This window comes from Brucella pseudogrignonensis (genome assembly GCF_032190615.1).
Taxonomy (GTDB): Bacteria; Pseudomonadota; Alphaproteobacteria; order Rhizobiales; family Rhizobiaceae; genus Brucella; species Brucella pseudogrignonensis_B.
Window position 1 is genome coordinate 316,836 of the sequence record NZ_JAVLAT010000001.1, and the last position, 26,296, is coordinate 343,131.

Consider the following 26,296-nt stretch of genomic DNA (forward strand, 5'->3'; position numbering starts at 1 on the left):
CGCCAGTCAAATTCTTTACTCGATGATCGAAGCGACGATGCCTGCACCAACGGTACGGCCACCTTCACGGATAGCGAAGCGAAGCTTGTCTTCCATCGCAATCGGTACGATCAGCGTTACGTCAACGGTTACGTTGTCGCCTGGCATAACCATTTCCACGCCTTCTGGCAGGGTAACAACACCGGTAACGTCAGTTGTACGGAAGTAGAACTGTGGACGGTAGTTGGTGAAGAATGGTGTATGACGGCCACCTTCGTCCTTGGTTAGAATGTATGCTTCTGCCTTGAACTTGGTGTGTGGCTTAACCGAACCTGGCTTGCAGAGAACCTGACCACGCTCAACGTCTTCACGACCAACGCCGCGAACCAGTGCGCCGATGTTGTCGCCAGCCTGGCCCTGATCGAGCAGCTTGCGGAACATTTCAACGCCGGTAACAGTCGTCTTGCCAGTTGCCTTGATGCCGACGATTTCAACTTCTTCGCCAACCTTGATGATACCGCGCTCAACGCGACCGGTAACAACAGTACCACGACCCGAAATCGAGAACACGTCTTCGATTGGCATCAGGAACGGCTGATCAACAGGACGTTCTGGCGTTGGGATGTAGGTGTCAACAGCGTCCATCAGGTTGCGAATTGCGTCTTCGCCGAGTTCCTTCGAGGAATCTTCGAGAGCTGCAAGAGCCGAACCCTTGATGATTGGCACTTCGTCGCCTGGGAAGTCGTACTTCGAGAGAAGTTCACGAACTTCGAGTTCTACAAGTTCAAGAAGTTCAGCATCGTCAACCTGATCGCACTTGTTCAGGAACACAACGATCGCAGGAACGCCAACCTGACGAGCAAGCAGGATGTGCTCACGGGTCTGTGGCATTGGGCCGTCTGCTGCCGAAACAACGAGGATCGCGCCGTCCATCTGAGCAGCACCGGTGATCATGTTCTTAACATAGTCAGCGTGGCCTGGGCAGTCGACGTGTGCGTAGTGACGTGCAGGGGTTTCATATTCAACGTGTGCTGTCGAAATGGTGATACCACGAGCGCGTTCTTCTGGTGCAGCATCGATCTGGTCGTACGCCTTGAATTCACCAAAGAACTTGGTGATCGCTGCAGTCAGCGAGGTCTTGCCATGGTCAACGTGACCAATGGTGCCGATGTTTACGTGTGGTTTATTACGTTCAAACTTGCTTTTTGCCATCGCCGTTGTTCTCTTTGTTCTAGAACCGCTCGAGCGCCCGCGCAAAAGCCTCTATAGACATTCGCGCCGACATTTATGCCAAAACGGAACGGCGAACCGCCCGTCGATGATACCTTACGCCTATCCGCTCACAAAAACTGGAGCGGGTAACGGGAATCGAACCCGTGTATTCAGCTTGGAAGGCTGCTGCTCTACCATTGAGCTATACCCGCATACTCTAAACCCTGATCCGACAGTGGTGGAGGAAGTTGGATTTGAACCAACGTAGGCTTAGCCAACGGATTTACAGTCCGTCCCCTTTAACCGCTCGGGCATTCCTCCTAATATCACTATCAGCAGAGTCGAGTAACTAGGCATTTTGTACAGAATGTCTGGCTGCCCGTTTGGGCCGTACCGTCGTTCTGCGAGGGGGCTTATGCCGATATGCGTCGCTCCTGTCAACAGGGTAAAAGTGAAAAGAATGCAGAACTTTCCACAGCTTGCACATATTGATCGATAGAAGACGCCCGAGAACCGCACGAAACAGGGATTTCACGCCCTTAGCAAACAATTATTTCTTGTCTTAAATAAAATCGCACATGCTATCTTCCCTGTTGTGGACAGGATATAAGCGCCTCATGAACGATAAAAACTCTTCCCACACTCCAAAAGATTCTCACTATGCACGCCTGCGTCGCGAACATCGCGACCAGAAAGCCGCATCTGAGGGCAAAGCGCCGCACAGACCGCAACGCGCACCGATTCCTGCTGGTCGCATAAGCGATGGAACAGTCCGTCTTTACGGCCTGCATACCGTACGCGCAGCAGTAGAGAATCCCGCGCGTAAGATTTTGCGCATGCGCGCCACACGCAATGGCTTCGCTCGCCTCGAAATTGGCGAAGCTGAAAATCAGCCCTTCCCTGTTGAAATCGTCGAACCAAAAGAGATCGACAAGGAAACAGGTTCAGATGCCGTGCATCAGGGCGTTATGATTGAAGCAGAACCGCTTCGTCATAAAAAGCTCTCTGAACTGAAAGACAGCCCACTTCTTCTTGTGCTTGATCAGGTTACCGATCCACATAATGTTGGCGCAATCATCCGTTCCGCTGTCGCCTTTGGCGCGGGCGCAATCATCACAACAAGCCGCCACAGCCCGCAAGAAAGCGGTGTTTTGGCGAAAGCGGCATCCGGTGCACTGGAAATAATTCCGCATATCGAAGTGCGTAATCTTGCAGATGCAATCGAAGAGCTTCATTCCCTTGGCTTCATGACGATTGGTCTTGATTCTGAAGGACCAAATGAAATGGAAGCGACGCTGAACAGTGATCGGGTTGCCCTTGTTCTGGGCGCAGAAGGCAAAGGCCTTCGCCAGAAAACCCGCGAAACAGTCACGGCACTGGCACGTCTCGACATGCCGGGCGAAATCAAATCGCTCAACGTCTCGAACGCCGCTGCAATTTCACTTTATGCAGCCGAGCGCTACCTGCGCACCCGTCGCTCTGCCTGACGAATCGAAAAAATATAATATCTGGAGCGTTTTTCACGCTCCAGATTATGAATTAAGCGGTTGCGATATAGCTGCGAATATCTTCCGCTTCTTGCTCAACATCCTCTATACGCCGTTTGACGACGTCACCGATTGAGATGATTCCCGCGAGTTTACCGTTTTCTTCAACCGGCATATGACGGAAGCGGTTATTCGTCATAATTTCCATCACCTGATTGATCGTGTGATGCTCGCGGCATACCTGCACTTGTGCCGTCATAAAGTCCGAAACTGGACGCTTCCATATTTCCGCATCCATCGTCGCCATTGCACGAACCACGTCGCGCTCGGAAAGAATGCCCTTGATATGGCCTTCCGCGTCGCAGGCAACAATTGCACCGATTTTATATTGGGCAAGAATGGCAATGGCGTGTGCAAGCGTATCATCAGGCCTGATGACAACGACTTCCCTGCCCTTGGTTTCAAGAATCGATCTAACAGTCATGCCAAAGTCCCTCCCAAGGTTCAGCAATCCAATCAGCAGCAGCGCTGCATGATTCTGACGCAGCTCCTCCAGCTGCGCTCCCATAATGGTGCGCTTTGATGCTCTGCTTTGCAAGCGTGCGAAATAGGAAGAATTAACTTCTGCGACGGATAACAGCGTCGTAACTGCGTGGCTTATCCAGCAAAGCAATGCCGAAAAAACCTGCAACGAATCCGCCGATATGCGCTTCCCATGCGATTCCCGAGAGATCCTCACCGCCTGTCGAATAAAGCCCCGTGACAATATTGATCAGGAACCAAACGCCAACAAAGGTCAACACAGGCTTCAAGGTCAATGTGAGACCAATCGGCAAAACGGGCCCTGCAAATTCTGATTTGCGTCCATGACTTACTCGTCGAAAGCCGTAACGCGCAGCAGCACCCATCATGCCCGAAATAGCACCCGAGGCACCGACAAGCGGCGTCACGCTCTCAGGATAAATCGCATAATGCGTCAATCCGGCGACCACAGAAGTAAGAATCCAGAAGATAATCATCCGTCCGGTGCCGATACGGCCTGCAAGGGGAGAACCGAAAGCCGCAAACCAGATCATATTCACTGCTATATGCGCCAAACCACCGTGCATGAAGGAATAGCTGATGAGCGTGAACAGGGCTGCGGGGTCAGTGAAACCACCCGCCAATGAGAACCGCGCAGGAATGAGTGCGAAGTTCAGCATGAAGGCATAGTTCTGCTGCTCGCTGATAATATAGTTCTGATAGATATAAACGCCAGCGCAAATGGCCATCAATGCCAGCACGACGCCTGGTATGTTGAATATCGGCTCTCCTCCACGAGAGGAGTGCGAATTTTCCCGCATATCAGGCTGAGGTATGCTCATGAACCGCCGCTTTCCAGCTAAAAATCTTCCGAATAATGATTCTAGATAAGTGACAATTCGTTAAAAATAAAGGCCGCCGGATTGAACCGTACGGCCTTGTCGCAAATGTTGAAGCATTGCGAGACGGAATCTGGAGATCAGGAAAAAGTCAGCCAAGACAATGACTTCTTCTGATAGCCCATCAAAGCGTTATCATAGATTCTTTGCAACCATTACTTCCTGTTAACCTTAACAGACATCCCTCGTGGATGAAGAAAGGGTTAAGCTGGCGTCCCTGTCGTTAATACTATTTTAATGCGCTGAGCGATGGGCAAAGCCCGCAAACCCAGACGAGCAATAAGCAGCGCAAGATGAAAAACCGCAGCACGATCGCAATTTTTAGCGAATGGCAGCGACTGGCACTCAGCCAGAGCGGTAGCCTTCAAGCGCCCTCACGCGAATCTATTCAGCCACGCAAACTCGGACGGCATTTGTCTGATCTGTTCTTTCTGGAAGAAGATGAAACAGGGCAGCTGATCTTTCGTCTCGCAGGCACACGAATCTGTACCTTGTTCGGGCGTGAACTTAAAACGACGCATTTTCTTGGTCTCTGGCCAGAGCGGAATCGTCCTGCCCTTCATGAGTTGACGCGAAACATCAATGAATTTCTGGTTCCAGCCTTGAGCCACAATGACGGCATTAGTCTTTCGGGGCGCAGTCTGTCATTTGAAATGTTGCTGGCGCCGCTCTCAATCAGCGATGATGGCAGACTAAACCTGCTTGGCAGCATTTCTGTACTGAATGATATCGCATGGGCGGGAGCTGATCCAATCGTGCTCGGCAATCTCAACCGAATCGAACCGCTGGCTCCTGATCTGCTTGTCGCACAAGAGGAGCATAAGTCCTCTGCTATCACGATGACCGCGACCAGCGGACGGCAACGCTGGGCAACGCCTGTGCCGAGCCGTAATATGCCACAGCTGCGCGTGATCACCGGCGGCAAAGCCTGAACTGTCGCAAATCAAAAGGTAAACGCGCACTAAGGTTACGGATTCGCAAATAGCACTTCAGGCCCTTTTGGGCATCAAAAGGCCATAAATCACGCTAATATTAGCTGAAATGCGCTATTTCTGAACAAAACCTTGCTGCGTTCAGTTCAGTTTTATTCAAATTAGATTCGCATTTTCGCTTCTGAATTTTCCCACTCTCAAAGTCTTGCACGCATTCTTGTTTCCAACAGGGAGACAAAAGAATGACAAAGCAGACAATCATCGCAGTCCTGATGCTGATGCTGGGAACTGCCTTTGCACAAGCTGCAAACCCCGCGTCCAAATCGCATTGGATGCCGACCGGCGAACGCACGTCGCAGCCGATTGGCCACTATGAATTTTGTGAGCGTCATCCTGCTGAATGCAGCATATCAAGTAAGAATAGCGCGCCACTGACGCTCAATCAGCAAGTCTGGCAGGAAATCATCACGATCAACGCCAGTATCAACGAACGAATCGCTCCGCGCACTGACATGGAAGTCTGGGGCCACGAAGAATATTGGGAATACCCAACGACTGCCGGTGATTGCGATGACTATATGCTACTCAAGCGCCGCGAACTGATTGCGCTCGGTATTCCGGCGAACACATTACTCATGACCGTTGTGCGCCAGCCAAATGGTGAAGGCCATGCGGTTCTGACGATTCGCACAGACCGCGGCGATTTCATTCTCGACAATATGGATCAGCGTGTGCGGCTCTGGAATGACACCGATTACACCTACCTCAAACGCCAGTCGACAACGAACACCGGCGTATGGGTTTCCATTAAAGATGGTCGCGATACTTTCGTCAGCAGCATTCGCAACTGATCTAGCTAAATACCTCTTTAAAAAAGGAAGGGTGTCATTCCCCTTCTTTTTTTTATGCCGGTTCCAGACCACGCATAAAAGACTGGCCTTTTTCAACATAATGCTTTGCAGATAGCTTCAGTTTTTCGACTGCCGCAAAGTCAAGCTCCCGAATAACGCGCGCTGGCGAACCAACAATCAGCGAGTTATCTGGAAATTCTTTGCCTTCGGTCACAAGTGCACCCGCACCGATAAGGCAATTATTACCGATCTTCGCACCGTTCAGAATAATTGCCCCCATCCCGATCAGCGTATTATTGCCAATAGTGCAGCCGTGCAGAATCGCACGATGGCCAATTGTACAACCTTCGCCAATGCTCAGAGGAAATCCAATATCGGTGTGCATAATGGTATGTTCCTGCACATTGGTATTCGCGCCAACCGTAATCGGTTCATTGTCGCCGCGCAGAACGGAACCAAACCAGAAGCCAGCATTCTCACCAACGAGAACTTTACCAATCAGCGTTGCGTCCGGCGCAATCCAATTACTTGCACGGTCTGCAAACTCCGGCTTGTGGCCGTTATACACGTAGATTGGCATCAGCTTCCCTCCATTGCGATATTTCCCAACAGAATGCGCTATTTATCCCAAGAACGGAATGCGAATCTCAATAAAAAACGCCCTCTCTGCAAGGCAGAAAGGGCGTCTAATCTAATTGCAAAAAATCTCAGAGATCGACGTCGAGAATAGCCATCGAGAAATTATAGGAGAGTTCGCCTTCGTCTTCATCCTTATAGACAAGACCCAGGAACTCATCATCCAGATAGACTTCAGCGGAATCGTCCTTACGTGGACGCGCCTTAATCTGAAGGCCAGGATTGTTAAAAGTCCGCTTGAAATATGCGTCGAGTTTTTTGAGTTCTTCGGGTTTCAACCGGCTTCTCCTGATATTGACTTAAGGCCGGTGTAATGCACCCGGCATTGTTTGATGTAAAGCACTAACGCACGCGCGAATGAACGCATGCACCGTTAGTTGGAATAGCTTTTCAGACATATAGTCCGCTCTGGTTAAAAAGCCAGAAGCAGTCAGTTTTATGATATTATGGAACGAATAGGCCTATATGCCTTCGCCATACATATGTTCGCCAAACGCAGCTTCGCTGAGCATCTGGTCCATCACGCGAGACGGCTCAGAACACCCACTCTCACCGACAACTTTGGCTGGAACACCCGCAACCGTCGCATTGTTCGGCACTGGCTTGAGTACTACGGAACCGGCGGCAATCTTGGAGCAGTGACCAACTTCGATATTGCCAAGAATCTTCGCGCCAGCACCAATCAGAACGCCGTGGCGAATCTTTGGATGTCGATCACCGCTGGCCTTACCTGTACCACCGAGTGTCACGCCGTGCAGAATCGACACATTGTCTTCGATGACAGCTGTCTCACCAACCACAAGCCCGGTCGCATGATCAAGGAAAAGTCCGCTGCCAAATTGTGCGGCAGGATGAATGTCGGTCTGGAAAATTGATGATGACCGGCTTTGCAGATAATAAGCAAAGTCTTTTCGGCCTTCCTTATAAAGCCAATGCGCCAGACGATGCGTCTGGATGGCGTGGAATCCCTTCAAATAAAGAATGGGATCCATGAAACGGCTATAGGCCGGATCGCGATCATAAAAAGCCTGAATATCTACCCGTACGATATGCGACCAATCAGGAGTTGCCTCGAACATCGCATCAAATGTCTGACGCAAAATATCAGCGCTTAAGTCAGCATGTCCAAGACGTTCTGCGATGCGATGCATAACCGCATCTTCCAACGTCGTCTGGTTGAGTATCGTCGCGTAAAGGAACGTTCCAAGCACGGGATCATTCTTGGCAGCTTCCTCCGCTTCAGCGCGGATGGAATGCCAAATCGGATCTACCTGCCCCAGCGACGGGGACAATTTTGCGTTCGAACGAACGGACATTATGCATACTCCAATTTTGCTTATCGCAGGCACTGAGCACTCCCGTTGCTCTATACCTGCACCGCAATGCGCGTTCAGCCGTTAACATATCTCAAAATGCTGCGCGTTGACACTGCGTAAATCTCGTTGATGCTTTGGTCGAAACTCAGAGACGGTTCTCTTCGAGAAACGCCAGAACGCCTTTCTTATAGACCTTATCACCTACCGCCAACATGTGATCACGATCAGGTATGTCAAGCGCCTGTCCATTTGGCAGCATATCGGCCAGTTCCTGCGCACTGCCCGCTATATCGTCAGTCGTGCCAACGGCGACAAGAACAGGCTGCATGATGCGCGCAATTGCCTCGGGCGAAACCAGTTCCTTCGAGGTGATGACACAAGCTGCAAGCGCAATACGATCACTCTTGGTCTGATCAGCAAATTTACGGAACATCAATCCACGCGGATGCGTAATGGTCGATGGATCTTCCGCAAGAAGCGCCTCACCAATTGGTTCCCAATCGCCAGCACCCGTAACCATACCTATACCGAGGCCACCGAAAACGGCGCTATGCACACGCTCAGGATGCTCAATGGCTAAAAACGCGGTGATACGCGCGCCCATCGAATAACCCATGACATGCGCTTTTTCGATGCCAAGATGATCAAGCAACGCAGCAGCATCACCCGCCATAGCACTTGGCGTATAATCAGCGGCATCATGACTTTTGGCAGAAAAGCCGTGGCCACGATTATCAATCGCGATCACGCGATAACCAGCTTCGGTCAGCGTGCGAAACCAGCCCGGCGACACCCAGTTAACCAGACTTGACGACGCAAAACCATGAATAAGCAGGATCGGGTCGCCCTCGCCATCCTGACGATAAGCCAGACGCAAACCATCATGTTCGAAATATTCGATGTCGAGCGCGCTCAATTTTTATTCCTTTTGAATTTCAGATGCGGGTTTTATGAGAGAGCTAGTTACGGCAGTCGCCGCAGATCGCTTTATGGATTGCCCTGTCACCACGCTTGATACCGGTCCGTTTAACAGTCCCGGCCAGAAGTTCAACCACATAGGCCGCCGGCCCCTGCGAAGAAATAATGTCTTCCGAAAAAGGAACTGCGTTTTCGTGGATCGCGGATACATGGCCGGTATCGTCGAGAAACACCATATCAAGCGGCGATGGCGTGTTCTGCATCCACATCATCACATCGCGCATCTGGCCAAAAACAAAAAGCATTGCCCGATCTTTTGGGAAGTCAGTGCGCCACATTAATCCACGCATACGCGCTTCATCAGTGTCAGCAATTTCCAATGCAAAAGATGCTTTACCGCCGGAGGTAACGAAAGTCAGTGGCTCTTTATCCAAAGGCAGCAGCATGGGTTTGGTTTCCTGCGCCTGTGCAGAAGCCGCAAAGAACAGAAAAGCGAATGCGAAAAGAATGCGGCCCATGAAGTGCTCTTGCCCTGCATCTTGGCGCTCATCCCCGAATGTCAGGAAATGAACAATGATGGAATTGAGCTGGGCACAATATCAATGAGGTGGTGGCATCACAAGAGCCACTCACAGCCTTGTTACATCGTGAAAGGCTGTAAGATCAGTGAGAGAAAGGAATCGCTGTTCCAATATCCGGATGGATTTCGGCAGCCATCAAGCCTTTGTCACCGTCGCCAAAGCGGATCAGGACGACCTGACCGGGACGCAATTCCATCATTCCGAAACGACGCAGCGTTTCCATATGGATGAAAATATCTTCAGTACCCTCTCCGCGCGTCAAAAAGCCAAAACCTTTGGTGCGGTTGAACCATTTAACGATCACACGTTCCAGACCGCTCGATGGCGTCACAGTCACATGCGTGCGCTGCGGCGGCATTTGTGCAGGATGCACGGCTGTCGATGTATCCATGGAAAGAACGCGGAAGCATTGCATACCACGATCACCATTGCGCACTTCACAAACAATCCGAGCGCCTTCAAGCGCTGTCTGAAAGCCATCGCGGCGCAATGTTGTGACGTGAAGCATAACATCAGTAAAGCCCGGCTGATCTGGAACGATAAAGCCGTAGCCTTTTGCAACGTCGAACCATTTGATATGGCCCGAGAGTTCAACGAGTTCGCCAATCTCTTCTGAGGAGGCCTGACTGCGAAACTGGTCATTTGACACAGATTTGTCTGCCATGCGCTCGTCCCTCCTCTTTTGTTCCGTTGCGATTCTGACGTGATTCTTGCCCAAAGAATAACACTTCCTTAACCGTAGGCGGCAAGCCCTATCTTTTGTTCAATTGAAGATGACCACAGGCTTTATGCGCTCATCGTTAATTCCTAAATTTCTCAAACAAAAACGGCCTGCCGAAAACATAACGCAGCGCGGGCATTCGACAACTTGTTACTTGCGTTTTTATGCTGGCCACTTATCCACGTTAACAGCTCTTTCAAGGGGGCACGAGAAACGTACTGAACCATTCTTTCGGGAAAGCGTTGAGTTTGTGACCCGCCTATCTGCAAAACAGGAGAAGACAATGCGCTATCTGCACACCATGGTTCGCGTTCGCGATATTGATGAATCGCTGGACTTTTATGTGAACAAGTTCGGCCTCGAAGAAATGCGGCGTACGGAAAATGAAAAAGGCCGCTTCACACTTATTTTCCTTGCAGCTCCAGCGGACAAGGAAAAAGCCACGGCAGAACGCGCTCCAGAGCTGGAACTAACCTATAACTGGGATCCTGAAACCTATACGGGTGGCCGTAATTTCGGTCATCTCGCCTATGCGGTCGATAATATCTACGAAGCCTGTCAGAAGCTGAAAGACGCAGGTGTTACCATCAACCGTCCGCCGCGCGACGGTCACATGGCATTTATCAAATCACCAGATGGCATTTCAATTGAACTGATCCAGAAGGGTGAGCGTCTGGCTCCGCAGGAGCCTTGGGCTTCTGCCGAAAACATCGGCAGCTGGTAAAAATAAAGCCCGGTCTCGCGACCGGGCTTTTTTCTATTATTCAGTGCCCTGAATGGCTGCAAGCAACCAATCACCACCGTCAACGCGGGTAAACGTCCAGACTTCGACGCTTTCCACTGGCTCATCCGGGTTGCCTTCAACGACCGCACCCGTGTTGCGATCAAGCATAACATCGATTGCCGAGTAGCGGATAGCGACAGTCGCATAATCGACATTGCCTTCGCGCCATGCTTCGGAAACATCGCCCTGAAGCAACTTCACGTCCTTCACTTCATTGCGCATACCGCTCGAAGCGATTTCGCCGAGTTCTTCTGCGAGATACGACATGGCTTCCGGTGTTGCGAGCTTACGCAGCGCCGCATAATCCTCACGGCCATAAGCGGTCTGGATTTCAGAAAGCATCTGCTCAAAACGATCAAGCTCTTCCTGACCCACATCCATTGGCTCTTCTTCAACAACAGGCGCAGCTGGAGCTTCTGCCTGCTTGTTGGCAAACGGATTAACCGAAGGCGTGCGGCTTGCAGTGTTTGACTTCGGTGCAGCAGTCTTTGCAGAACCAAAGACCTGCGAAGCATTAAAAGGCTGAGCACCTGCATTGCCTGCGCCCGCTGCTGCCGTCTGACGACGATTTGCAATCATGCGCATAACGAACATTGCAATCAGAGCGATGACCGCAACCTGCAAGAGAAGGCCGAACATGCCAGCCATTCCGCCAAGTCCGTTACCCAGCAGCATGCCAATCAGACCCCCAACAAGAAGGCCACCGAGCATCGAACGACCAAAATTGCCGAACATTCCACCCGAACGTGCTGCTGCATTTTGCGTGCCAGCAGCAGCACCCGGACGATTGGTCTGTTGTGCACCTGTATTTGGCGTCATCGAACGCTCAACAGGCGCTGCATTGTTCGGTGCAGTCCGCGTTGGTGCTGGCGCCTGATAAGTACGCGCACCACGGCTACCAAAACCGCCCCCGCCTGCACGGCGAGCCTCGGCGAAATCGACAGCGGCAAAAGAGGCGATAAGCCCAAGGACCATTGCAGCGGTCAGTTTGGTCAGGCGGTTTCCGGAACCCGGCATAAGTATCTCCCAATAGAGTCATCACAGATTATTTTATTCCGTGATCATATGGGAATTCACCCCCCACTTTCACAAGAGCGTGAAGACAAAAAAGTTGAGAAAATTCAAACAGGCACAGCCGCATCCAGAATCTGTATCTGAGGTGTGACAGAGCCGTTCCAATGATTGAGCGACAGATTGCCAACTATGTGTACGCTTTGACCAATATTATTGAACAAAAACCGCCCCAGATCGCCTTCAGCAGCACGAAACGCAATCGCATTCACACGCTTTCCATCGGCTCCACGCAAGACAACACGGACATGATCACGCCCGACTGTTCGTACATCAGCGAGAACGTGATGTGGCAGCGCCAGAACCGGCTGCGGATGCGCAGAGCCAAAAGGCCCTGCCTTCTGCAAAGATTCGTAAAGTGCGACTGTTGCACCTGATGCAGCCACCGCACCATCAATCGAAAGACTCTGATTTTCACGCAAACGCGCGACAGTATCAGCCGATTCTTCTTCAAGATATGCCCGCAGCGCGCCAAGCTTGGAACGCTCAATGGTGATACCAGCAGCCATCGCATGACCGCCACCTTTCACAAGCAATCCGCGTTCCATCGCGCCGCGCACAAGCTTGCCAAGATCAAGCCCGGAAATTGAGCGTCCCGAGCCGGAACCAATACCGTTGGCATTAAATGAGATAGCAAAAGCAGGGCGACGCGCTTTTTCTTTGAGCCGTGAGGCCAGAAGCCCGACAATACCCGGATGCCAGCGATGACTTGCCGTCACGATCACAGATGCGCCAGCTCCACCCGAAAGCTCCAGCGAGGCTTCTGCTTCTGCTTCAATCAGCATTTCGGCTTCCATCGCCTGCCGCTCCTGATTGAGCCGGTCAAGCTCAACCGCAATCGGATCAGCGGCAGTGGAATCATCCAGTGTCAACAAGCGAGCACCTAAGCCCGCATCACCAATGCGGCCACCGGCATTGATACGCGGGCCAATCAGATAACCGAGGTGGAAAACATTAAGCGGTTCGCCAATACGTGCAACGCGCCCCAGCGCTGCAAGTCCGGCATTGCTCTGGCTACGCGCAACGAGCAAACCTTTAACCACAAACGCGCGGTTTACACCTTTGAGCGGCACCACGTCGCAAACGGTTGCAAGTGCGACCAGATCAAGCAGCGAAAGCAGATCAGGCCCTGCCCCTTTGCCCCGCTCCCGCAGAATTTTTGTCACCTGAACAAGCGTCAGAAAAACAACGCCCGCGGCACATAGATGCTCTTGCTGCGAAATATCGTCTTCGCGATTCGGATTGACGATTGCCACAGCATCGTCGGGCAGATCGCCGCCGACCTGATGGTGATCAAGCACGACAACATCAGCGCCCGCTTCTTTTGCAGCGGTGATAGATGGCGCGCTGTTAGTGCCGCAGTCGACCGTCACGATAAGCGAAGCGCCCTTTGCGACCAGCTCACGCATAGCATCAGGGTTCGGGCCATAACCCTCAAAAATACGATCCGGAATGTAGATCGAATGCGTAATGCCGTAATGCTTGAGAAAACGCGCCATCAACGCAGATGAACATGCGCCATCCACATCATAGTCACCAAAAATCGCAACGGTTTCGCGACGCATAATGGCATCTGCAATCCGGTTTGCGGCTTTATCCATATCGGTCAGCATAGCCGGATCGGGCATCAGATTGCGCAGGCTAGGATCAATAAATTCCGGCGCACCCTCAACACTCACACCACGCCCCGCCAACACCCGCGAAACCAGATCGGAAATGCCGTGATGTTGCGCGATCGCAAGCGCTGTATTGGCCTCGCGCGGGCCGAGCCGGTCCATCCATTTCTGGCCGGTGACAGATTTACGGATACCGAGAAAATAGCGTTCTGTTGTCATGGTTTCTTAAAGACACAAAAGGCGGCATTTTTGCAATGCCGCCTTTTAAACAACCCGATGATAGTTATGTCAGAACTTCGACAAATCCTGATGTCTCGCCTTAATTTCACGAACGGTCTGCGAGCTTGAACGCATAACGATTGTATGAGTTTGGATATAATCGCGTGCGAACTTAACGCCTGAAAGCATATTGCCATCGGTCACGCCGGTTGCAGCAAACAGCACGTCGCCCTTGGCCATTTCTTCCATGGTGTAGATTTTCTTGGGGTCAGAAATGCCCATCTTGGCTGCGCGAGCGATCTTCTCATCCGAATTAAGCTGCAAGCGTCCCTGCATCTGACCACCAATGCAGCGCAAAGCCGCCGCAGCCAGCACACCCTCCGGCGCACCACCGATACCGATATAAATATCGATGCCGGTTTCGTCCGGATTGGTCGTGTGCATCACACCCGCAACGTCGCCATCACCGATCAAACGAATGGAAGCACCAGTCGCCCGTACTTCTTCGATCAGGCGCGCATGACGCGGACGATCCATAATGCAGGCCGTGATTTCATGCGGCTGCACGCCTTTTGCTTTCGCAATAGCATGGATATTATCGGTCGGTGATGCATCGAGATCGACGACACCTTTCGGATAACCCGGTCCCACAGCAATTTTTTCCATGTAAACGTCGGGCGCATAAAGCAAATTGCCCTTCTCAGCGATAGCGATGACCGCCAATGAATTCGGCAGGTTCTTTGCGCAGATCGTGGTGCCTTCCAGCGGATCTAGCGCAATATCGACATCCGGCCCCTGCTTAGTGCCGACTTCTTCGCCAATATAAAGCATCGGCGCTTCATCGCGTTCGCCTTCACCGATCACGACTGTTCCGGCAATCGGCAGACGATTGAGTTCCTGACGCATGGCATCAACAGCGGCCTGATCAGCAGCCATCTCATCGCCACGTCCGCGCAGACGCGCAGCTGCAACCGCTGCTCGTTCGGCAACGCGAACCAGCTCAAGCGTCAAAATGCGATCAAGTCCCTGCGCTGGTCGTTGCGGTTGCTGTTCTGAAGTCTTGGCCATGTGAACAAAGTCCTGAATTCATATGAAATGTGTGTTTCGCCATCTATAGCGACATTGAGCAAATGTTTTGTCAAAGTCCCTGCCGACCTGCAAGAGAAAGAGCGGCAAAAACATTTTCCGCTCTAACTCTTAATCGATTTAGCGCAAAAGGCCCGATATTTCAGCCTGTAGCACCGTCAAAGAAAGCTTCGGGATTTTCCACTTCGATCAGCTTTTTTCGATCAATAACCCAGAAACGATTGCCAATATTGCGCACGAAACTGCGATCATGCGAAACAATCAGGCTCGCGGTTTCATCGCTCAGCAGTTCTGCTTCCAGCATTTCCTGCCCATCAATGTCGAGGTGATTGGTCGGTTCATCAAGAATGTAGAAGTTTGGCTTTGTAAGCCGCAGAACCAGCATGGCAAGCCGCGCCTTTTGTCCGCCCGAAAGCCGCGACAAAGGTTTGGCCTGCATCTCAAGCGTCATACCGGCACCGGCAAGCAAGGAACGTGCTCGCTGGTCGCCGACATCGAAACGCTTCATGATCGTTTCAAAAGGCGTCCAGTCAGCTTTCAACTCAGACAAAGCCTGATCACTATAGCCCAGCACGAGCGAAGGCGTCGCTTTAATGCCCGTAAGCGATTGTTCTGGATGAATTATGGCTTCGCGAACTAGTGTCAGAAGCCGCGTTTTGCCCGTTCCGTTCGCGCCAAGCAATACGATTCGATCACCCGGATTGATCCAAAGCTGGCCGGTTTTGTAGAGAGCCCGACCGTCAGGCGTCGCAATCTCGGCCTGACCAATCACAATCAGCGCTTTGGCATGGCTACCTCGCCCATCAAGCTTGATCTTGCCCGCAGAGCGCTCAACATGCGCTGCTTTAGCACTTTCCTCAATTTTCTCGGCACGCGCACGCAATTGTTTGGTTTTCACGACCAGCAAATCACTGCCCGAATTGATACCGATATTGTTGAGCTTGGCGGCCTGTCTGCGCAATTGCTGAACAGTTTTCATGTCCTTTTCAAACTGGCGCGCATCAGCCGCATCAATCTCGTCAAGCGCCACACGCGCTTGGCTGTACGGCAACGCAAAGACGAACGACTTTTCTGCACGCAGGAAAAGTGTGCGTTTCGTGACCTCATCGAGAAAAGCACGATCATGGCTGCATACGATCACGGCGACTGAACGGGGCAGTGCATCAAGCCAGTTTTCCAGCAAATGCACTTTTTCAAGGTCGAGGTGATTGGTCGGCTCGTCGAGCAAAAGCACGTCAGGCTCGGAAACCCATGTGCGCGCCAGCAGCGCAAGCCGTTGCCAACCTCCGCTTAATTGTCGAACAGCAAGATCGCGCAGTTCTGCCGGAACATTCAAATCATCGAGCACTATGTCTGCGCGCCAGCTCTCATAGTCGCGCGCATCTTCATCCAATCCACTGAGGACCAGATCATAAAAAGAGAGGTCCATCAGGTCGTCGGCAACATACTGGCTGACATAACCAATTTTCAGCCCACGCGAGCGGGTAATGACACCGCTGGTCGGCTCACCTTCGCCAACTATAAGGCGTAAAAGGCTGGTCTTTCCACGACCATTAGCGGCAACAATACCCAGACGTTCACCCTCACCCACGACAAAATCGAGGTTAGCGAACAAGGTCTGATGAAGGGTAAGCGAAAGATTCTGAACAGATAAAAGAGACATGGCAATAGGCCCAATTTGGCCAAGCACTGGCGAGCAGTTCTCAAACAGCTTCAATCAATGTGCTTGCAAATTTTTGGCTACAGCAAATAAAGCTGAGCCTTCAGAAAAGGCAGAAAAAGACTGTTCTGTAAGTCTTAATCGGCCCTGCACAATTTACTGTTGCAGGGCAAAATCAGGGCCATACTGACGATGACGGTCGTGACGCGTCACATCCATATTACAGCCCTCCTTTTCCGTTTTATCTCTCAACCGGATTATTCCGATGCAGTTTTCATAGCAAAAACGCTGCCGCCCATCAAGAGCGGCAGCTTTAGCCAGCAATCAGCCAGCGCGTTCGATGCGGATCATCTGCGGCTTGTTGACCAGATGATCATCCTTAAGAATCACCTCAAGCGCCTTTTTAACAGCGGATTCGGTCGTTTCATGGGTAACAAGAATGACTGTCTTGATACCGTCGCTGACATCGCTATCCATCAGCGGGCGCTGGACAATCGATTCAAGCGAAATGTCATTTTCGGCCATGCGCTTAGCGATAGCGGCAAAAGCACCGATGCGATCATAAACCGTCAAGCGAATGAAGTAGCCGCCAGCATGCTTGCGCATTTTAGCGCGCTTATATGGCTGCAAGGCTTTCGCAGGTGTGCCGAATACCGGACCATGCTGGAAGCCAGGGCGACTCTTGGCAATGTCAGCAATATCGCCAATCACCGCCGATGCTGTGGCATTACCGCCAGCACCCGGACCCGAAAGCAGCAGTTCACCCAGAAGGTCAGTCTCGATTGCAACCGCATTGGTCACACCATGCACCTGCGCGATGACTGATGATGTCGGCACCATTGTTGGATGCACACGCTGTTCGATACCAGTGTCGGTCTTCTGCGCAACGCCAAGCAACTTGATACGATAGCCAAGCTCATCAGCGGCGCGAATATCGGCAAGTGAAATATTGCTGATGCCTTCGAGATATATATCGTCAGCAGCGATCTGGGTGCCAAATGCGAGGCTCGTCAGCAGCGCAAGCTTGTGCGCCGTGTCATTGCCTTCAATATCGAAAGTCGGATCAGCTTCGGCATATCCAAGGCGCTGCGCATCCGCGAGGCAATCCTCAAACGAAATGCCTTCTTCCCACATCCGGGTCAGGATATAGTTACAGGTGCCGTTCATAATGCCGTAAACGCGCGAAACCGTGTTGCCGGTCAATGATTCACGCATCGCCTTAATGACTGGAATACCGCCTGCAACGGCTGCTTCAAAGTTGAGAAGCACACCTTTTTCTTCCGCAATCTTGGCAAGCGCGACACCATGCTTGGCAAGAAGCGCCTTATTGGCAGTCACAACATGATGGCCTGCGCGCAATGCAGCTTCAACAGCCAATTTGGCCGGACCTTCATCGCCACCGATCAGTTCAACAAAAACATCAATATTCGCACTTTTCGCGAGTTCGACTGAATCATCAAACCATTCAATGCCAGAAAGATCGACACCGCGATCGCGCGAGCGGTCACGAGCGCTCACCGCTGTAACAACAACCGGCTTACCGCATTGACGAGTGAGCATTTCGGCCTTGTCACGTAGAATACGCAACACCGAAGCACCAACGGTGCCCAGTCCGGCAACGCCGATCCGCAATGCATCACTCATTGTTCTGTCTTTCTGAATTGTTGATTATATGTGGTGGGAAACAAGGGCCGACCAGAAGACGGCCCTTGCTTTATCTTAAAGGCTGTTAACGCCGACCTTCAAGCGGAATGATGTTCTGCACATTCTCATCCTTAGCGGACAGGAAGCGCTTGATGTTGCGAGCCGCCTGACGGATGCGATGTTCGTTTTCAACCAGTGCGATACGAACATATTCATCGCCATGCTCACCAAAGCCTACGCCCGGAGCAACAGCAACATCGGCCATTTCGACCAGCAGCTTGGAAAATTCAAGCGAACCCAACGCGCGGAAACGTTCTGGAATCGGAACCCAAGCGAACATGGTTGCCGCTGGTGGCGGCACATCCCAGCCTGCGCGGCCAAAACTGTCGACGAGCACATCGCGACGCTGCTTATAGACGTTGCGGACATAAGCAATGTCAGAACCGTCGCCATTGAGTGCTGCGGTTGCTGCAACCTGAATTGGCGTGAAAGCACCATAATCGAGATAGGATTTAACGCGCGTCAGTGCTGCAATCAGACGCTCATTGCCAACCGCAAAGCCCATACGCCAACCCGGCATCGAGAATGTCTTCGACATCGAGGTGAACTCGACCGCAACATCCATAGCACCCGGCACTTCAAGAACCGATGGCGGAGGATTGTTATCGTCGAAATAGATTTCCGAATAGGCCAGATCAGAAAGAATGATCAGATCATTCTTACGCGCGAAATCGACTACATCCTTGTAGAAATCAAGGGTCGCGACATAGGCAGTCGGGTTCGACGGGAAGTTCAAGATCAGCGCAAGCGGCTTTGGAATGGAATGCTTTACCGCACGATCCAGCGCACGGATGAACTCTTCATCCGGCTTTGCAGGGATCGAGCGAATAACACCACCCGACATGATGAAGCCGAACGAATGAATTGGATAGGTTGGATCCGGGCAAAGTACGACATCGCCGGGCGCAGTGATCGCCTGCGCCATATTGGCGAAGCCTTCCTTGGAGCCAAGCGTAGCCACAACCTGCGTATCCGGGTTGAGCTTCACGCCGAAACGGCGCGCATAATATTGTGCCTGCGCACGACGAAGACCGGGAATACCCTTTGACGACGAATAACGATGCGCGCGCGGGTCCTGCACCGCTTCGCAAAGCTTATCGACAATGTTCTTCGGTGTTGGCAAATCAGGGTTACCCATTCCGAGATCAATGATGTCGGCTCCGGCCGCTCGCGCCGATGCCTTCAGGCGGTTAACCTGTTCAAAGACATAAGGTGGCAAACGACGGACTTTATGAAATTCTTCCGACATGATCCTGTTCCAGAAGGGAGTTGAATGAAACGGCGCGCATGCGCCGCGTTTGGAGCTATACACCTGTTATCGAATCGGGTCGAGACTTGTTACAGTTCTGCGACGAAGCTTTTATTGACGAAAAGCCTCTTATTCCCCGGCTTCGATCTGCTTCAGTGTAGCGGCGGCTTCATCCTGCGCTTGCTTGCGCAATGCGGCAGCTTGAGCAGGAGTGAGCGTACTTGCGGACGAGCGTGTTGCGGCCAATCGCGTGCGATCAGAATCAAGACCAGACATCATCTGCGCCTTTTCTTCCGGCGTAATCTGGACGGTGGCAGCTTTCGGCATACGTCCAAAGGTCGGATAGGTATCAGTGCGCTTCGCACCTTCCTGCGGCGTACCCTGAAATTCAGGACCGCCAGCACAACCCGCGAGAAGCGCCACGGCTGTTGCTGCCAGCATGATATTGGCAAACGTCCGCGTGCTCTTGGTCATATGTCGGGTTCCAATCCTGGTGTTCTTCACTAATGTCTGTTCTGGCGAAATCTATAACTCGCCCGACGCAGATAATATATCGGAAAGTGGATAGCACCAACTCGCTACGTCATGTCAACAACCGAGTTGCGACCCGGCACAATCCTTACGCTTCAAAAACACGTTCAACAACAAGTATAACCAAAAGTTACAATTAGTAATATTGCGTTATTTTTACGTAAAACAAAAGTGAAATGCGATTTATTCAAACACTGATCACTTTCAATAGTTGCGCTTGGCAGTTAAAAACCCTAAAAATTGGTTACAACTTATCATTTGGTAACTTGTCTACTCATGCTTTAGACCAACTGCATTCACGATGAATTTGTAATAAGGCATTGAAGAAATTGAACTATCTAAGCTGGCCTTCATTGCCGGTCTTTGTGAGTAAAGCTGCTTGAAAATGCTTTAGCGCGACTCACATGGGGAAGCCGATCTCCCCAAACCAAACGAGATCAGGATTTTTCCGGCTCGTTAAAATGGTCAAGCCCATCTGTATGGGACATCGAGCTGGAGCAGATATTGAAATTCGCAGTAGCAACGCACACGACAACAAGAAGACTACTTTCTGGTAGCGTAGCCTTGCTCGCGCTCGTTCTTACATCTTGTACATCGACCAGTAATGGCACCTCACCATTACAAATGACGAATGACCCAGATGGTTCCGTCATTGCTGAAACTCTTCAAAGCGCGGCCGACCAAACAGTAGCAGCTGAAACAGCCAAAGAATCAACAAAGCCAGCGGCAGCTGAAAAAATAGCTCCCACCGAAAACGTAAAAACAAATCCAACAGCGACTGCATCTACAGAAGGCGCACAGAAACAGGAAGCGCCTGTTCAGGTTGCAGCCCTCGCCTCAGAGACAAAATCCAGTTCATTGTTTGGTATGTTTGGCAAAAAGCCAGTTGAAGCTGCTCCTGCAGCACCAGAACAAGCGTCGGAAACTCAAAAGCCTGAAGAACAAGCCACGACAGCGTCGCCTCAATCAAAGCCCGAACCGGAAGCAGCTCCGGCAACTGAAGCTTCCAAGCCCGTTGAGGCGGAAAAGCCAACACAGGTTACGTCGCTTTTCGGGTCAGCGAAGAACGCAAATGCTTATGTCGCTCCGCAGCGCCCAGCGACAGCTGGTCAGGGAAGCATTGCTCGTCTCTTCAACGAAGATGGTGCGAATGGGCAAAGCAAAGCAGAAAACAAAAAACTTGCTGTTGTGCGTCCAACAAAAAAATCAACGCAAGAATATAATTATGCCCTTCCCGGTGTGCGCGCCAATGGCGGGTTTGAAATCAAGCATCGGAAAAGCATTTATGATGACAGCGACATTGATGCGAACGAATATGATGATTATGCATCCGTACAGCTTGCGTCCGCGCCTGGTCTAGCGCGCCTTGCGCCCAACGGCCTGAAAGTTCAGCGCGAGACTGTGGATGTCGCTTGCCTGAAGCCTCAGCTTGTTTCCATGCTCAAGACTATGGAACGGCACTTCCGCAAGCCGGTCATGGTCACTTCTGGCTACCGTAGCCCGTCTTATAATCGCAAAGTGAATGGCGCCCGCAAATCACTGCATATGATTTGCGCTGCGGCTGACATTCAAATCGACGGCGTGTCGAAACACGAAATCGCACGCTACGCTCGCAACATGTCCAATCGCGGTGGTGTTGGCACCTATTGTCATACGACGTCGGTGCATGTGGATATCGGTCCGGAGCGCGACTGGAACTGGAGCTGCAAGCGATAAACAAGACAAAAGCCGGGCCGAATTGCCCGGCTTTTTTGTTGCATTTCAGTCAGATAGATCTTTTATCCACAAGGCTCACACCCCGAAAATTAGCCTTGAATGATATTTTTATGAAAAAGTCGAATTAAGGGCTTGCGAGTCACAATCTTCCTGCATATAAGCCCACTCACACCAGCAACAGGCGCCCATCGTCTAGCGGTTAGGACAGCGCCCTTTCACGGCGCAGACAGGGGTTCGATTCCCCTTGGGCGTACCAATTGCTGGTTTTTCTTTTTCCAAACAAGTGATCGATCTACTGAAAGCGACTTGTTGCAAGCGCTTCCTGCTGCGGAAGCACTACTTCAATTCGCTGCTCTATCTCTTTGTTTTCAAACGCGCCGCGCATAAAAATCTCCAAATAAAATTTTCTTGGATTTTTTCTAAAAAGGACTTGCGCATCGGAAATTTCCTGCATATAAGCCCACTCACACCAGCAACAGGCGCCCATCGTCTAGCGGTTAGGACAGCGCCCTTTCACGGCGCAGACAGGGGTTCGATTCCCCTTGGGCGTACCACTTGCTGGTTTTTTATTCTCCCGAAAAATTGATATCTTGCTGAGTGACATTCCTCAGATAGCAATGCTAGGCACTGTCCGTAAAACTTGAAATTGGACAGCAAGATTATGGCTAAAACCACCGCTATCGTACCAACTGCCCACGCCAGCCGTTATTTGCAGCAGCTCTGCAAACATTGGGCACATAAATTTTCCATTGAATTCACCCCAGAGCACGGGCGAATTGATCTCGGTGAGAATCGCATCGTTACTCTTGATGCAGATTCGGAAAAACTCACAGCAATCGTTGAGGCTCCACAAGAAGCCCTGTCACAGATGGAAGATGTTGTCGCAAGCCACATCATACGCTTTGCATTCCGTGAGGAGTTGGCTTTCAACTGGGTAAAAGAATAACCCTTATTGGCTCTCACACTTTGCCCGCAAAATGCCGCGAATAAACATTTTCGCATCATATTGCGGGCTAAATTAAGCGTGAAGTTTCCACCAGTTCAAAAAATATTTGGTGGCGACCGTGATTACCAGCGAAACAAAAACAACACTCACCTTACTCGGCGCTGGCCTTATCGCAACTATGCTCGTACTGAGTGCCGATATGCGTTGGGCAGATATCTTCACGGCGCTCTTCTAAAGCCACTGACGCTTGCATCGGAGCATATATCCGCCTAAATCGGACCATGCTTTTCAACCCTCCTCTTGTGACAGGTCGCCTTGAGCGCCGCTATAAGCGCTTTTTGGCCGATGTTACGCTCGACGATGGGCAGTTCATTACGGCTTCCGTTCCAAACACAGGATCAATGCTCGGCCTCACGGCACCGGGATCTCGCGTTTGGTTAAGCGTTTCAGATGCCCCTCACCGGAAATATCGGCACACTCTGCAAATTGTTGAAGCTGACAATACACTTGTCGGGGTCAACACGGGGCTGCCGAATAGAATCGCCGAAGAAGCCATTCTTGCCGGCATGATTCCAGACTTGAAGAATTACGGTCTTCTCAAGCGCGAACAAAAATACGGTAAAAACTCACGCATCGACATATTGCTTGATGAAGGTGAGCAGCCACGTGCCTATGTGGAAGTGAAAAACGTTCACTTCATCCGCACCCCTTGCGTTGCCGAATTTCCCGACACAGTGACTGCGCGCGGTGCGAAACACCTTGATGAGTTAGTCGATGTCGTATCTGCTGGCTATCGGGGCGTGATGGTGTTTATTATCCAGCGAAACGATTGCGACAGATTCAGCATCTCAGGCGATCTTGATCCGACTTATGCGCGCGCATTTGACCGCGCACGCGCGGCCGGGGTTGAGGCTTGGGCTATTCGATGCCACATAACAGAAAACGGCATCAGTGCTGAAACAGTCGTGCCTATAGAATATTAGAAAGACGGACCGAGATGGTGACTTATATCGAAGCAACGAGCGCGCCGATGAAATATACCGGGCAGATCAGGCTTTATGGCCCAGACGCCTTTGAGGGCATGCGCAAAGTCTGCAATCTTACTGCTCGTTGCCTTGATGCATTGAATGACATTGTGAAGCCAGGTGTCACCACTAATGAAATTGATCGTTTCGTTTTTGAATTCGGCATGGATAATGGCGCTTTCCCAGCGACACTGAACTATCGCGGTTACACAAAGTCCACCTGTACATCGATCAACCATGTTGTTTGCCACGGCATTCCAGATGACAAGCCTCTGCGTGAGGGTGACATCGTCAATATCGACGTGACGTATTTGCTTGATAGTTGGCATGGCGATTCAAGTCGCATGTATGCGGTTGGCGAAATCAAGCGTGCAGCCGAGCGCCTTCTTGAAGTGACCTATGAAAGCTTGTTGCGTGGCATTGAAGTTGTAAAGCCCGGCGTGAAAACGGGCGCCATTGGTGCTGCCATTCAGACCTATGCAGAAGGTGAACGCTGCTCAGTGGTACGCGATTTCTGCGGCCATGGCGTTGGTCAGCTTTTCCACGATGCACCGAATATTCTTCATTACGGCACAGTCAACGAAGGCGTTGAAATCAAAGAAGGCATGATCTTCACGATCGAGCCGATGATTAATCTTGGCAAGCCCGGCGTTAAGGTTCTTTCGGATGGCTGGACGGCCGTTACACGCGACCGCTCACTGACTGCGCAATATGAGCATACCGTTGGCGTCACCAAAGACGGATGTGAAATCTTTACGCTTTCACCGAAAAACGTTTTCGGTCCGCCATCCATGCGTTAAGCTAGCTTAAAATTGTCGACTGTTTCTGCGGGGGTTTAAACAGAATGGCACCAAAAGACAAAAGTCCGGGAAGCTTCGACTTTCCCGGCTTCAACGAGGGCATACGCGTTCAGGCGCCCCTCGAAAAGCCACATCATCTGGGCCACCGAGATCGGTTACGACTGCGTTTCAAGACTGCACCAGACGCACTCGCTGATTACGAATTGCTCGAGCTTTTGCTATTCAGAGTTATTCAGCGAGCGGATACAAAGCCCCTTGCAAAGTCGCTGTTAAGCCGCTTCGGGAGTGTTGCGGAAGTGTTGGGCGCTCCTGAAAAGCTTCTGGCTGAGACACCCGGTATTGGTCCTTCCATCGCACTTGAACTCAAGATCGTTGAGGCAATCTCCAAGCGCTCCGCACGCAGTACCGTAATGGAACGCGAAGTTCTTGGTTCTTGGAGCCAAGTCATCGCTTATTGCACGACAGCAATGGCCTACGAAACCCGAGAACAATTTCGCATTCTCTTCCTTGATAAAAAGAACCGCCTCATTGCAGACGAGGTGCAGCAACAAGGGACAGTCGATCACACACCAGTCTATCCGCGCGAAGTTGTGCGGCGTGCATTAGAGCTTTCGGCGACAGCAATTATTCTCGTACATAATCACCCATCCGGTGATCCAACACCCTCTCGTGCCGACATCGACATGACGAAGCTTTTGGTCGAGGCGGCGAAGGCTTTAGGCATTTCAGTGCACGACCATATCATCGTTGGAAAACACGGACATGTCAGTATGCGCGGTCTAAAACTCATCTGAAACGCATGAGCAGCGCGTTCATCCTTCATTAAGCATACCGCCTGAAACAAAGGGCTTTACCCTCGATCTAGCTCGAATTTTCTTAAATTTGGACACAATCACCGGCGAGGACATAATCAGATTGAAGGCGACCGGAATCGGCACTTCAAAATAATCATGCATATTTTCCGTCAGCGTTTCGGGCGGAAAAACTGGAGTAAAAAATGTTGAAGCGTTCATACATCGCCGCGGCGTTCGGTGCCGCACTCGTTGCCTTTGCTGGCCCATCCATCGCTGCCGATATGATGGACAACAACAATTACACATACAACGAACCTGTAGCATCCGGTCCACATGACTGGTCAGGCAACTATGTCGGTGCACAGATTGGCGCTTCTTCGTCGAAAGTTCCTGGCCCATTCACCAACCGCACTGGCCTTCTCGGTGGTGCAGTCGTTGGCAAAAATATGCAGAGCGGCAACATCGTATTCGGCGGTGAGCTGGAAGGCAATTTTGCTGAAGCCGAACATCGCATTGGCAATGGCGGCAGCCTCCAGCAGTCCTGGAATGCGAATGCCAAGGGTAAAGTCGGCTATGCTTTCGACAAAACCCTCGTTTACGGCACTGCTGGTTACGGCGTAACCAAGTTCAAGGCGAAGGATGCAACCACTTCCGGCCCTGGCTGGGAAGGCGGCGCACTGATCGGCGCTGGCGTTGAACAGGCAATTTCGGGCCCACTCTCCGTGAAGGCTGAATATGACTTCCAGCGCTTTGGTGACGTAAAGTCCAAGGTGAACGGTGTGAGTCAGACCAACAATCTCAAGAATCATTCGATCAAGGCTGGCGTGAACTACCGCTTCTAGTTATTCCGAAGCAGATCATTCCGCTTAAGCATTAACACATGCTGTTTTTGCACAAAGGGCTGCACTTACCGTGCAGCCCTTTGTTTTTGCACTGTTTCCAAGACCCAAAATGTTAGGTGGCGCTGCAGAGAGCTTGACTCCTCAAGCGAGCAACATCTTATATATCAAAGGTTCGAATGGGGCGCTCACCATCTGCAAT

The 26,296-nt window shown here is 51.4% G+C and carries 27 protein-coding genes and 4 tRNA genes; 12 read left to right on the top strand and 19 right to left on the bottom strand.

The genetic code is table 11. The features are described from left to right. Positions 1-15 precede the first annotated feature (15 nt). From tuf to RI570_RS01600, 3 genes are all read right to left on the bottom strand, one after another. Positions 16-1,191: an elongation factor Tu gene (gene tuf / locus RI570_RS01590; protein ID WP_310009957.1), complete on the bottom strand. Its 1,176-nt coding sequence runs from the start codon at positions 1,189-1,191 to the stop codon at positions 16-18. A 138-nt stretch (positions 1,192-1,329) separates the two neighbouring features. Continuing rightward, positions 1,330-1,403: transfer RNA gene (locus RI570_RS01595), tRNA-Gly, on the bottom strand. A gap of 24 nt (positions 1,404-1,427) precedes the next feature. Continuing rightward, positions 1,428-1,512 (bottom strand) — tRNA-Tyr (locus tag RI570_RS01600). Between the two features lie 296 nt (positions 1,513-1,808). Here RI570_RS01600 and rlmB point away from each other — a divergent pair. After that, a complete protein-coding gene (gene rlmB, locus RI570_RS01605; RefSeq protein WP_313826637.1) occupies positions 1,809-2,678 on the top strand; it encodes a 23S rRNA (guanosine(2251)-2'-O)-methyltransferase RlmB in 870 nt (289 codons plus the stop codon). Between the two features lie 52 nt (positions 2,679-2,730). Here rlmB and RI570_RS01610 read toward each other — a convergent pair whose 3' ends face one another. Together RI570_RS01610 and RI570_RS01615 are read right to left on the bottom strand one after the other, a co-directional pair. Next, on the bottom strand, positions 2,731-3,162 hold the full coding sequence (locus tag RI570_RS01610) for a CBS domain-containing protein (RefSeq protein ID WP_313826638.1): 432 nt from the start codon (positions 3,160-3,162) through the stop codon (positions 2,731-2,733). Between the two features lie 133 nt (positions 3,163-3,295). After that, positions 3,296-4,042, bottom strand: a complete 747-nt coding sequence (locus RI570_RS01615; protein ID WP_313826639.1) for a rhomboid family intramembrane serine protease — start codon at positions 4,040-4,042, stop codon at positions 3,296-3,298. Between the two features lie 350 nt (positions 4,043-4,392). On the opposite strand from RI570_RS01615, the gene RI570_RS01620 reads away from it, so the two are divergent. Beyond that, positions 4,393-5,031: a PAS domain-containing protein gene (locus tag RI570_RS01620; RefSeq protein ID WP_313826640.1), complete on the top strand. Its 639-nt coding sequence runs from the start codon at positions 4,393-4,395 to the stop codon at positions 5,029-5,031. Between the two features lie 242 nt (positions 5,032-5,273). Next, positions 5,274-5,882 (top strand): transglutaminase-like cysteine peptidase, encoded by a 609-nt coding sequence (locus RI570_RS01625; protein WP_313826641.1) that lies wholly within the window; start codon positions 5,274-5,276, stop codon positions 5,880-5,882. Between the two features lie 52 nt (positions 5,883-5,934). Here the strand turns inward: RI570_RS01625 and RI570_RS01630 are convergent, their stop codons facing one another. The 6 genes from RI570_RS01630 to RI570_RS01655 all read right to left on the bottom strand — a co-directional run bounded on the left by RI570_RS01630 (position 5,935) and on the right by RI570_RS01655 (position 9,997). Further along, on the bottom strand, positions 5,935-6,462 hold the full coding sequence (locus RI570_RS01630; protein WP_250044590.1) for a gamma carbonic anhydrase family protein: 528 nt from the start codon (positions 6,460-6,462) through the stop codon (positions 5,935-5,937). A 127-nt stretch (positions 6,463-6,589) separates the two neighbouring features. After that, positions 6,590-6,796, bottom strand: coding sequence for a DUF3126 family protein (locus RI570_RS01635; protein WP_095446832.1), 207 nt, complete (start codon positions 6,794-6,796; stop codon positions 6,590-6,592). 183 nt (positions 6,797-6,979) lie between these two features. Next, a complete protein-coding gene (gene cysE / locus RI570_RS01640; RefSeq protein WP_313826642.1) occupies positions 6,980-7,834 on the bottom strand; it encodes a serine O-acetyltransferase in 855 nt (284 codons plus the stop codon). A gap of 145 nt (positions 7,835-7,979) precedes the next feature. Continuing rightward, positions 7,980-8,750: an alpha/beta hydrolase gene (locus RI570_RS01645; RefSeq protein ID WP_313826643.1), complete on the bottom strand. Its 771-nt coding sequence runs from the start codon at positions 8,748-8,750 to the stop codon at positions 7,980-7,982. Positions 8,751-8,793: 43 nt separating this feature from the next. Continuing rightward, the gene (locus RI570_RS01650; protein ID WP_313826644.1) at positions 8,794-9,270 is read right to left on the bottom strand and encodes a DUF192 domain-containing protein; all 477 of its coding nucleotides are present in this window, start codon (positions 9,268-9,270) and stop codon (positions 8,794-8,796) included. 145 nt (positions 9,271-9,415) lie between these two features. Further along, positions 9,416-9,997 (bottom strand): cold-shock protein, encoded by a 582-nt coding sequence (locus RI570_RS01655; RefSeq protein WP_313826645.1) that lies wholly within the window; start codon positions 9,995-9,997, stop codon positions 9,416-9,418. A gap of 340 nt (positions 9,998-10,337) precedes the next feature. Here RI570_RS01655 and gloA point away from each other — a divergent pair, with 340 nt between their 5' ends. After that, entirely contained in the window at positions 10,338-10,778 is a 441-nt protein-coding gene (gene gloA, locus RI570_RS01660) for a lactoylglutathione lyase (protein WP_313826646.1), read from the top strand. A gap of 36 nt (positions 10,779-10,814) precedes the next feature. On the opposite strand, the gene RI570_RS01665 is transcribed toward gloA, so the two are convergent. The 7 genes from RI570_RS01665 to RI570_RS01695 form a co-directional block, all read right to left on the bottom strand. Beyond that, positions 10,815-11,855 (bottom strand): Tim44 domain-containing protein, encoded by a 1,041-nt coding sequence (locus RI570_RS01665; RefSeq protein ID WP_313826647.1) that lies wholly within the window; start codon positions 11,853-11,855, stop codon positions 10,815-10,817. Positions 11,856-11,959: 104 nt separating this feature from the next. Continuing rightward, complete coding sequence (gene recJ, locus RI570_RS01670; RefSeq protein WP_313826648.1) at positions 11,960-13,744, bottom strand: single-stranded-DNA-specific exonuclease RecJ; 1,785 nt, start codon at positions 13,742-13,744, stop codon at positions 11,960-11,962. Positions 13,745-13,813: 69 nt separating this feature from the next. After that, on the bottom strand, positions 13,814-14,812 hold the full coding sequence (gene glpX / locus RI570_RS01675; RefSeq protein WP_313826649.1) for a class II fructose-bisphosphatase: 999 nt from the start codon (positions 14,810-14,812) through the stop codon (positions 13,814-13,816). A gap of 160 nt (positions 14,813-14,972) precedes the next feature. Further along, positions 14,973-16,493, bottom strand: a complete 1,521-nt coding sequence (locus tag RI570_RS01680; protein ID WP_313826650.1) for an ABC-F family ATP-binding cassette domain-containing protein — start codon at positions 16,491-16,493, stop codon at positions 14,973-14,975. Positions 16,494-16,814: 321 nt separating this feature from the next. Continuing rightward, complete coding sequence (locus RI570_RS01685; RefSeq protein ID WP_313826651.1) at positions 16,815-18,134, bottom strand: homoserine dehydrogenase; 1,320 nt, start codon at positions 18,132-18,134, stop codon at positions 16,815-16,817. An 85-nt stretch (positions 18,135-18,219) separates the two neighbouring features. Continuing rightward, positions 18,220-19,443, bottom strand: a complete 1,224-nt coding sequence (locus tag RI570_RS01690; protein WP_313826652.1) for an LL-diaminopimelate aminotransferase — start codon at positions 19,441-19,443, stop codon at positions 18,220-18,222. A gap of 129 nt (positions 19,444-19,572) precedes the next feature. After that, on the bottom strand, positions 19,573-19,917 hold the full coding sequence (locus tag RI570_RS01695; RefSeq protein ID WP_250044567.1) for a hypothetical protein: 345 nt from the start codon (positions 19,915-19,917) through the stop codon (positions 19,573-19,575). Positions 19,918-20,478: 561 nt separating this feature from the next. Here RI570_RS01695 and RI570_RS01700 point away from each other — a divergent pair. After that, complete coding sequence (locus RI570_RS01700; protein ID WP_313826653.1) at positions 20,479-21,690, top strand: YcbK family protein; 1,212 nt, start codon at positions 20,479-20,481, stop codon at positions 21,688-21,690. Between the two features lie 181 nt (positions 21,691-21,871). Next, positions 21,872-21,946: transfer RNA gene (locus RI570_RS01705), tRNA-Glu, on the top strand. Between the two features lie 36 nt (positions 21,947-21,982). Here the strand turns inward: RI570_RS01705 and RI570_RS01710 are convergent. After that, positions 21,983-22,144: a hypothetical protein gene (locus tag RI570_RS01710; RefSeq protein ID WP_313826654.1), complete on the bottom strand. Its 162-nt coding sequence runs from the start codon at positions 22,142-22,144 to the stop codon at positions 21,983-21,985. Between the two features lie 25 nt (positions 22,145-22,169). Between RI570_RS01710 and RI570_RS01715 the strand changes: the two genes are divergently transcribed. The 6 genes from RI570_RS01715 to RI570_RS01740 all read left to right on the top strand — a co-directional run bounded on the left by RI570_RS01715 (position 22,170) and on the right by RI570_RS01740 (position 26,097). Then, positions 22,170-22,244: transfer RNA gene (locus RI570_RS01715), tRNA-Glu, on the top strand. 107 nt (positions 22,245-22,351) lie between these two features. Beyond that, positions 22,352-22,636 carry a DUF2218 domain-containing protein gene (locus RI570_RS01720; RefSeq protein WP_310009938.1) on the top strand — a complete coding sequence of 95 codons (285 nt, stop codon included), beginning with the start codon at positions 22,352-22,354 and terminating at the stop codon, positions 22,634-22,636. 281 nt (positions 22,637-22,917) lie between these two features. Beyond that, a complete protein-coding gene (sfsA, locus tag RI570_RS01725) occupies positions 22,918-23,619 on the top strand; it encodes a DNA/RNA nuclease SfsA (protein WP_313826655.1) in 702 nt (233 codons plus the stop codon). Positions 23,620-23,633: 14 nt separating this feature from the next. After that, entirely contained in the window at positions 23,634-24,461 is an 828-nt protein-coding gene (gene map, locus RI570_RS01730) for a type I methionyl aminopeptidase (protein ID WP_313826656.1), read from the top strand. A 44-nt stretch (positions 24,462-24,505) separates the two neighbouring features. Next, positions 24,506-25,255, top strand: a complete 750-nt coding sequence (gene radC / locus RI570_RS01735; RefSeq protein ID WP_313826657.1) for a RadC family protein — start codon at positions 24,506-24,508, stop codon at positions 25,253-25,255. A 203-nt stretch (positions 25,256-25,458) separates the two neighbouring features. Beyond that, positions 25,459-26,097, top strand: coding sequence for a porin family protein (locus RI570_RS01740; RefSeq protein WP_313826658.1), 639 nt, complete (start codon positions 25,459-25,461; stop codon positions 26,095-26,097). Positions 26,098-26,296 lie beyond the last annotated feature (199 nt).

Bases quoted from the DNA above. Each gene is read 5' to 3' on its own strand.
- tuf (WP_310009957.1), bottom strand. From the start codon at position 1,191: ATGGCAAAAAGCAAGTTTGAACGTAATAAACCACACGTAAACATCGGC.
- rlmB (WP_313826637.1), top strand. From the start codon at position 1,809: ATGAACGATAAAAACTCTTCCCACACTCCAAAAGATTCTCACTATGCA.
- RI570_RS01610 (WP_313826638.1), bottom strand. From the start codon at position 3,162: ATGACTGTTAGATCGATTCTTGAAACCAAGGGCAGGGAAGTCGTTGTC.
- RI570_RS01615 (WP_313826639.1), bottom strand. From the start codon at position 4,042: ATGAGCATACCTCAGCCTGATATGCGGGAAAATTCGCACTCCTCTCGT.
- RI570_RS01620 (WP_313826640.1), top strand. From the start codon at position 4,393: ATGAAAAACCGCAGCACGATCGCAATTTTTAGCGAATGGCAGCGACTG.
- RI570_RS01625 (WP_313826641.1), top strand. From the start codon at position 5,274: ATGACAAAGCAGACAATCATCGCAGTCCTGATGCTGATGCTGGGAACT.
- RI570_RS01630 (WP_250044590.1), bottom strand. From the start codon at position 6,462: ATGCCAATCTACGTGTATAACGGCCACAAGCCGGAGTTTGCAGACCGT.
- cysE (WP_313826642.1), bottom strand. From the start codon at position 7,834: ATGTCCGTTCGTTCGAACGCAAAATTGTCCCCGTCGCTGGGGCAGGTA.
- RI570_RS01650 (WP_313826644.1), bottom strand. From the start codon at position 9,270: ATGGGCCGCATTCTTTTCGCATTCGCTTTTCTGTTCTTTGCGGCTTCT.
- RI570_RS01655 (WP_313826645.1), bottom strand. From the start codon at position 9,997: ATGGCAGACAAATCTGTGTCAAATGACCAGTTTCGCAGTCAGGCCTCC.
- gloA (WP_313826646.1), top strand. From the start codon at position 10,338: ATGCGCTATCTGCACACCATGGTTCGCGTTCGCGATATTGATGAATCG.
- RI570_RS01665 (WP_313826647.1), bottom strand. From the start codon at position 11,855: ATGCCGGGTTCCGGAAACCGCCTGACCAAACTGACCGCTGCAATGGTC.
- recJ (WP_313826648.1), bottom strand. From the start codon at position 13,744: ATGACAACAGAACGCTATTTTCTCGGTATCCGTAAATCTGTCACCGGC.
- glpX (WP_313826649.1), bottom strand. From the start codon at position 14,812: ATGGCCAAGACTTCAGAACAGCAACCGCAACGACCAGCGCAGGGACTT.
- RI570_RS01680 (WP_313826650.1), bottom strand. From the start codon at position 16,493: ATGTCTCTTTTATCTGTTCAGAATCTTTCGCTTACCCTTCATCAGACC.
- RI570_RS01685 (WP_313826651.1), bottom strand. From the start codon at position 18,134: ATGAGTGATGCATTGCGGATCGGCGTTGCCGGACTGGGCACCGTTGGT.
- RI570_RS01690 (WP_313826652.1), bottom strand. From the start codon at position 19,443: ATGTCGGAAGAATTTCATAAAGTCCGTCGTTTGCCACCTTATGTCTTT.
- RI570_RS01695 (WP_250044567.1), bottom strand. From the start codon at position 19,917: ATGACCAAGAGCACGCGGACGTTTGCCAATATCATGCTGGCAGCAACA.
- RI570_RS01710 (WP_313826654.1), bottom strand. From the start codon at position 22,144: ATGCAGGAAATTTCCGATGCGCAAGTCCTTTTTAGAAAAAATCCAAGA.
- RI570_RS01720 (WP_310009938.1), top strand. From the start codon at position 22,352: ATGGCTAAAACCACCGCTATCGTACCAACTGCCCACGCCAGCCGTTAT.
- sfsA (WP_313826655.1), top strand. From the start codon at position 22,918: ATGCTTTTCAACCCTCCTCTTGTGACAGGTCGCCTTGAGCGCCGCTAT.
- map (WP_313826656.1), top strand. From the start codon at position 23,634: ATGGTGACTTATATCGAAGCAACGAGCGCGCCGATGAAATATACCGGG.
- radC (WP_313826657.1), top strand. From the start codon at position 24,506: ATGGCACCAAAAGACAAAAGTCCGGGAAGCTTCGACTTTCCCGGCTTC.
- RI570_RS01740 (WP_313826658.1), top strand. From the start codon at position 25,459: ATGTTGAAGCGTTCATACATCGCCGCGGCGTTCGGTGCCGCACTCGTT.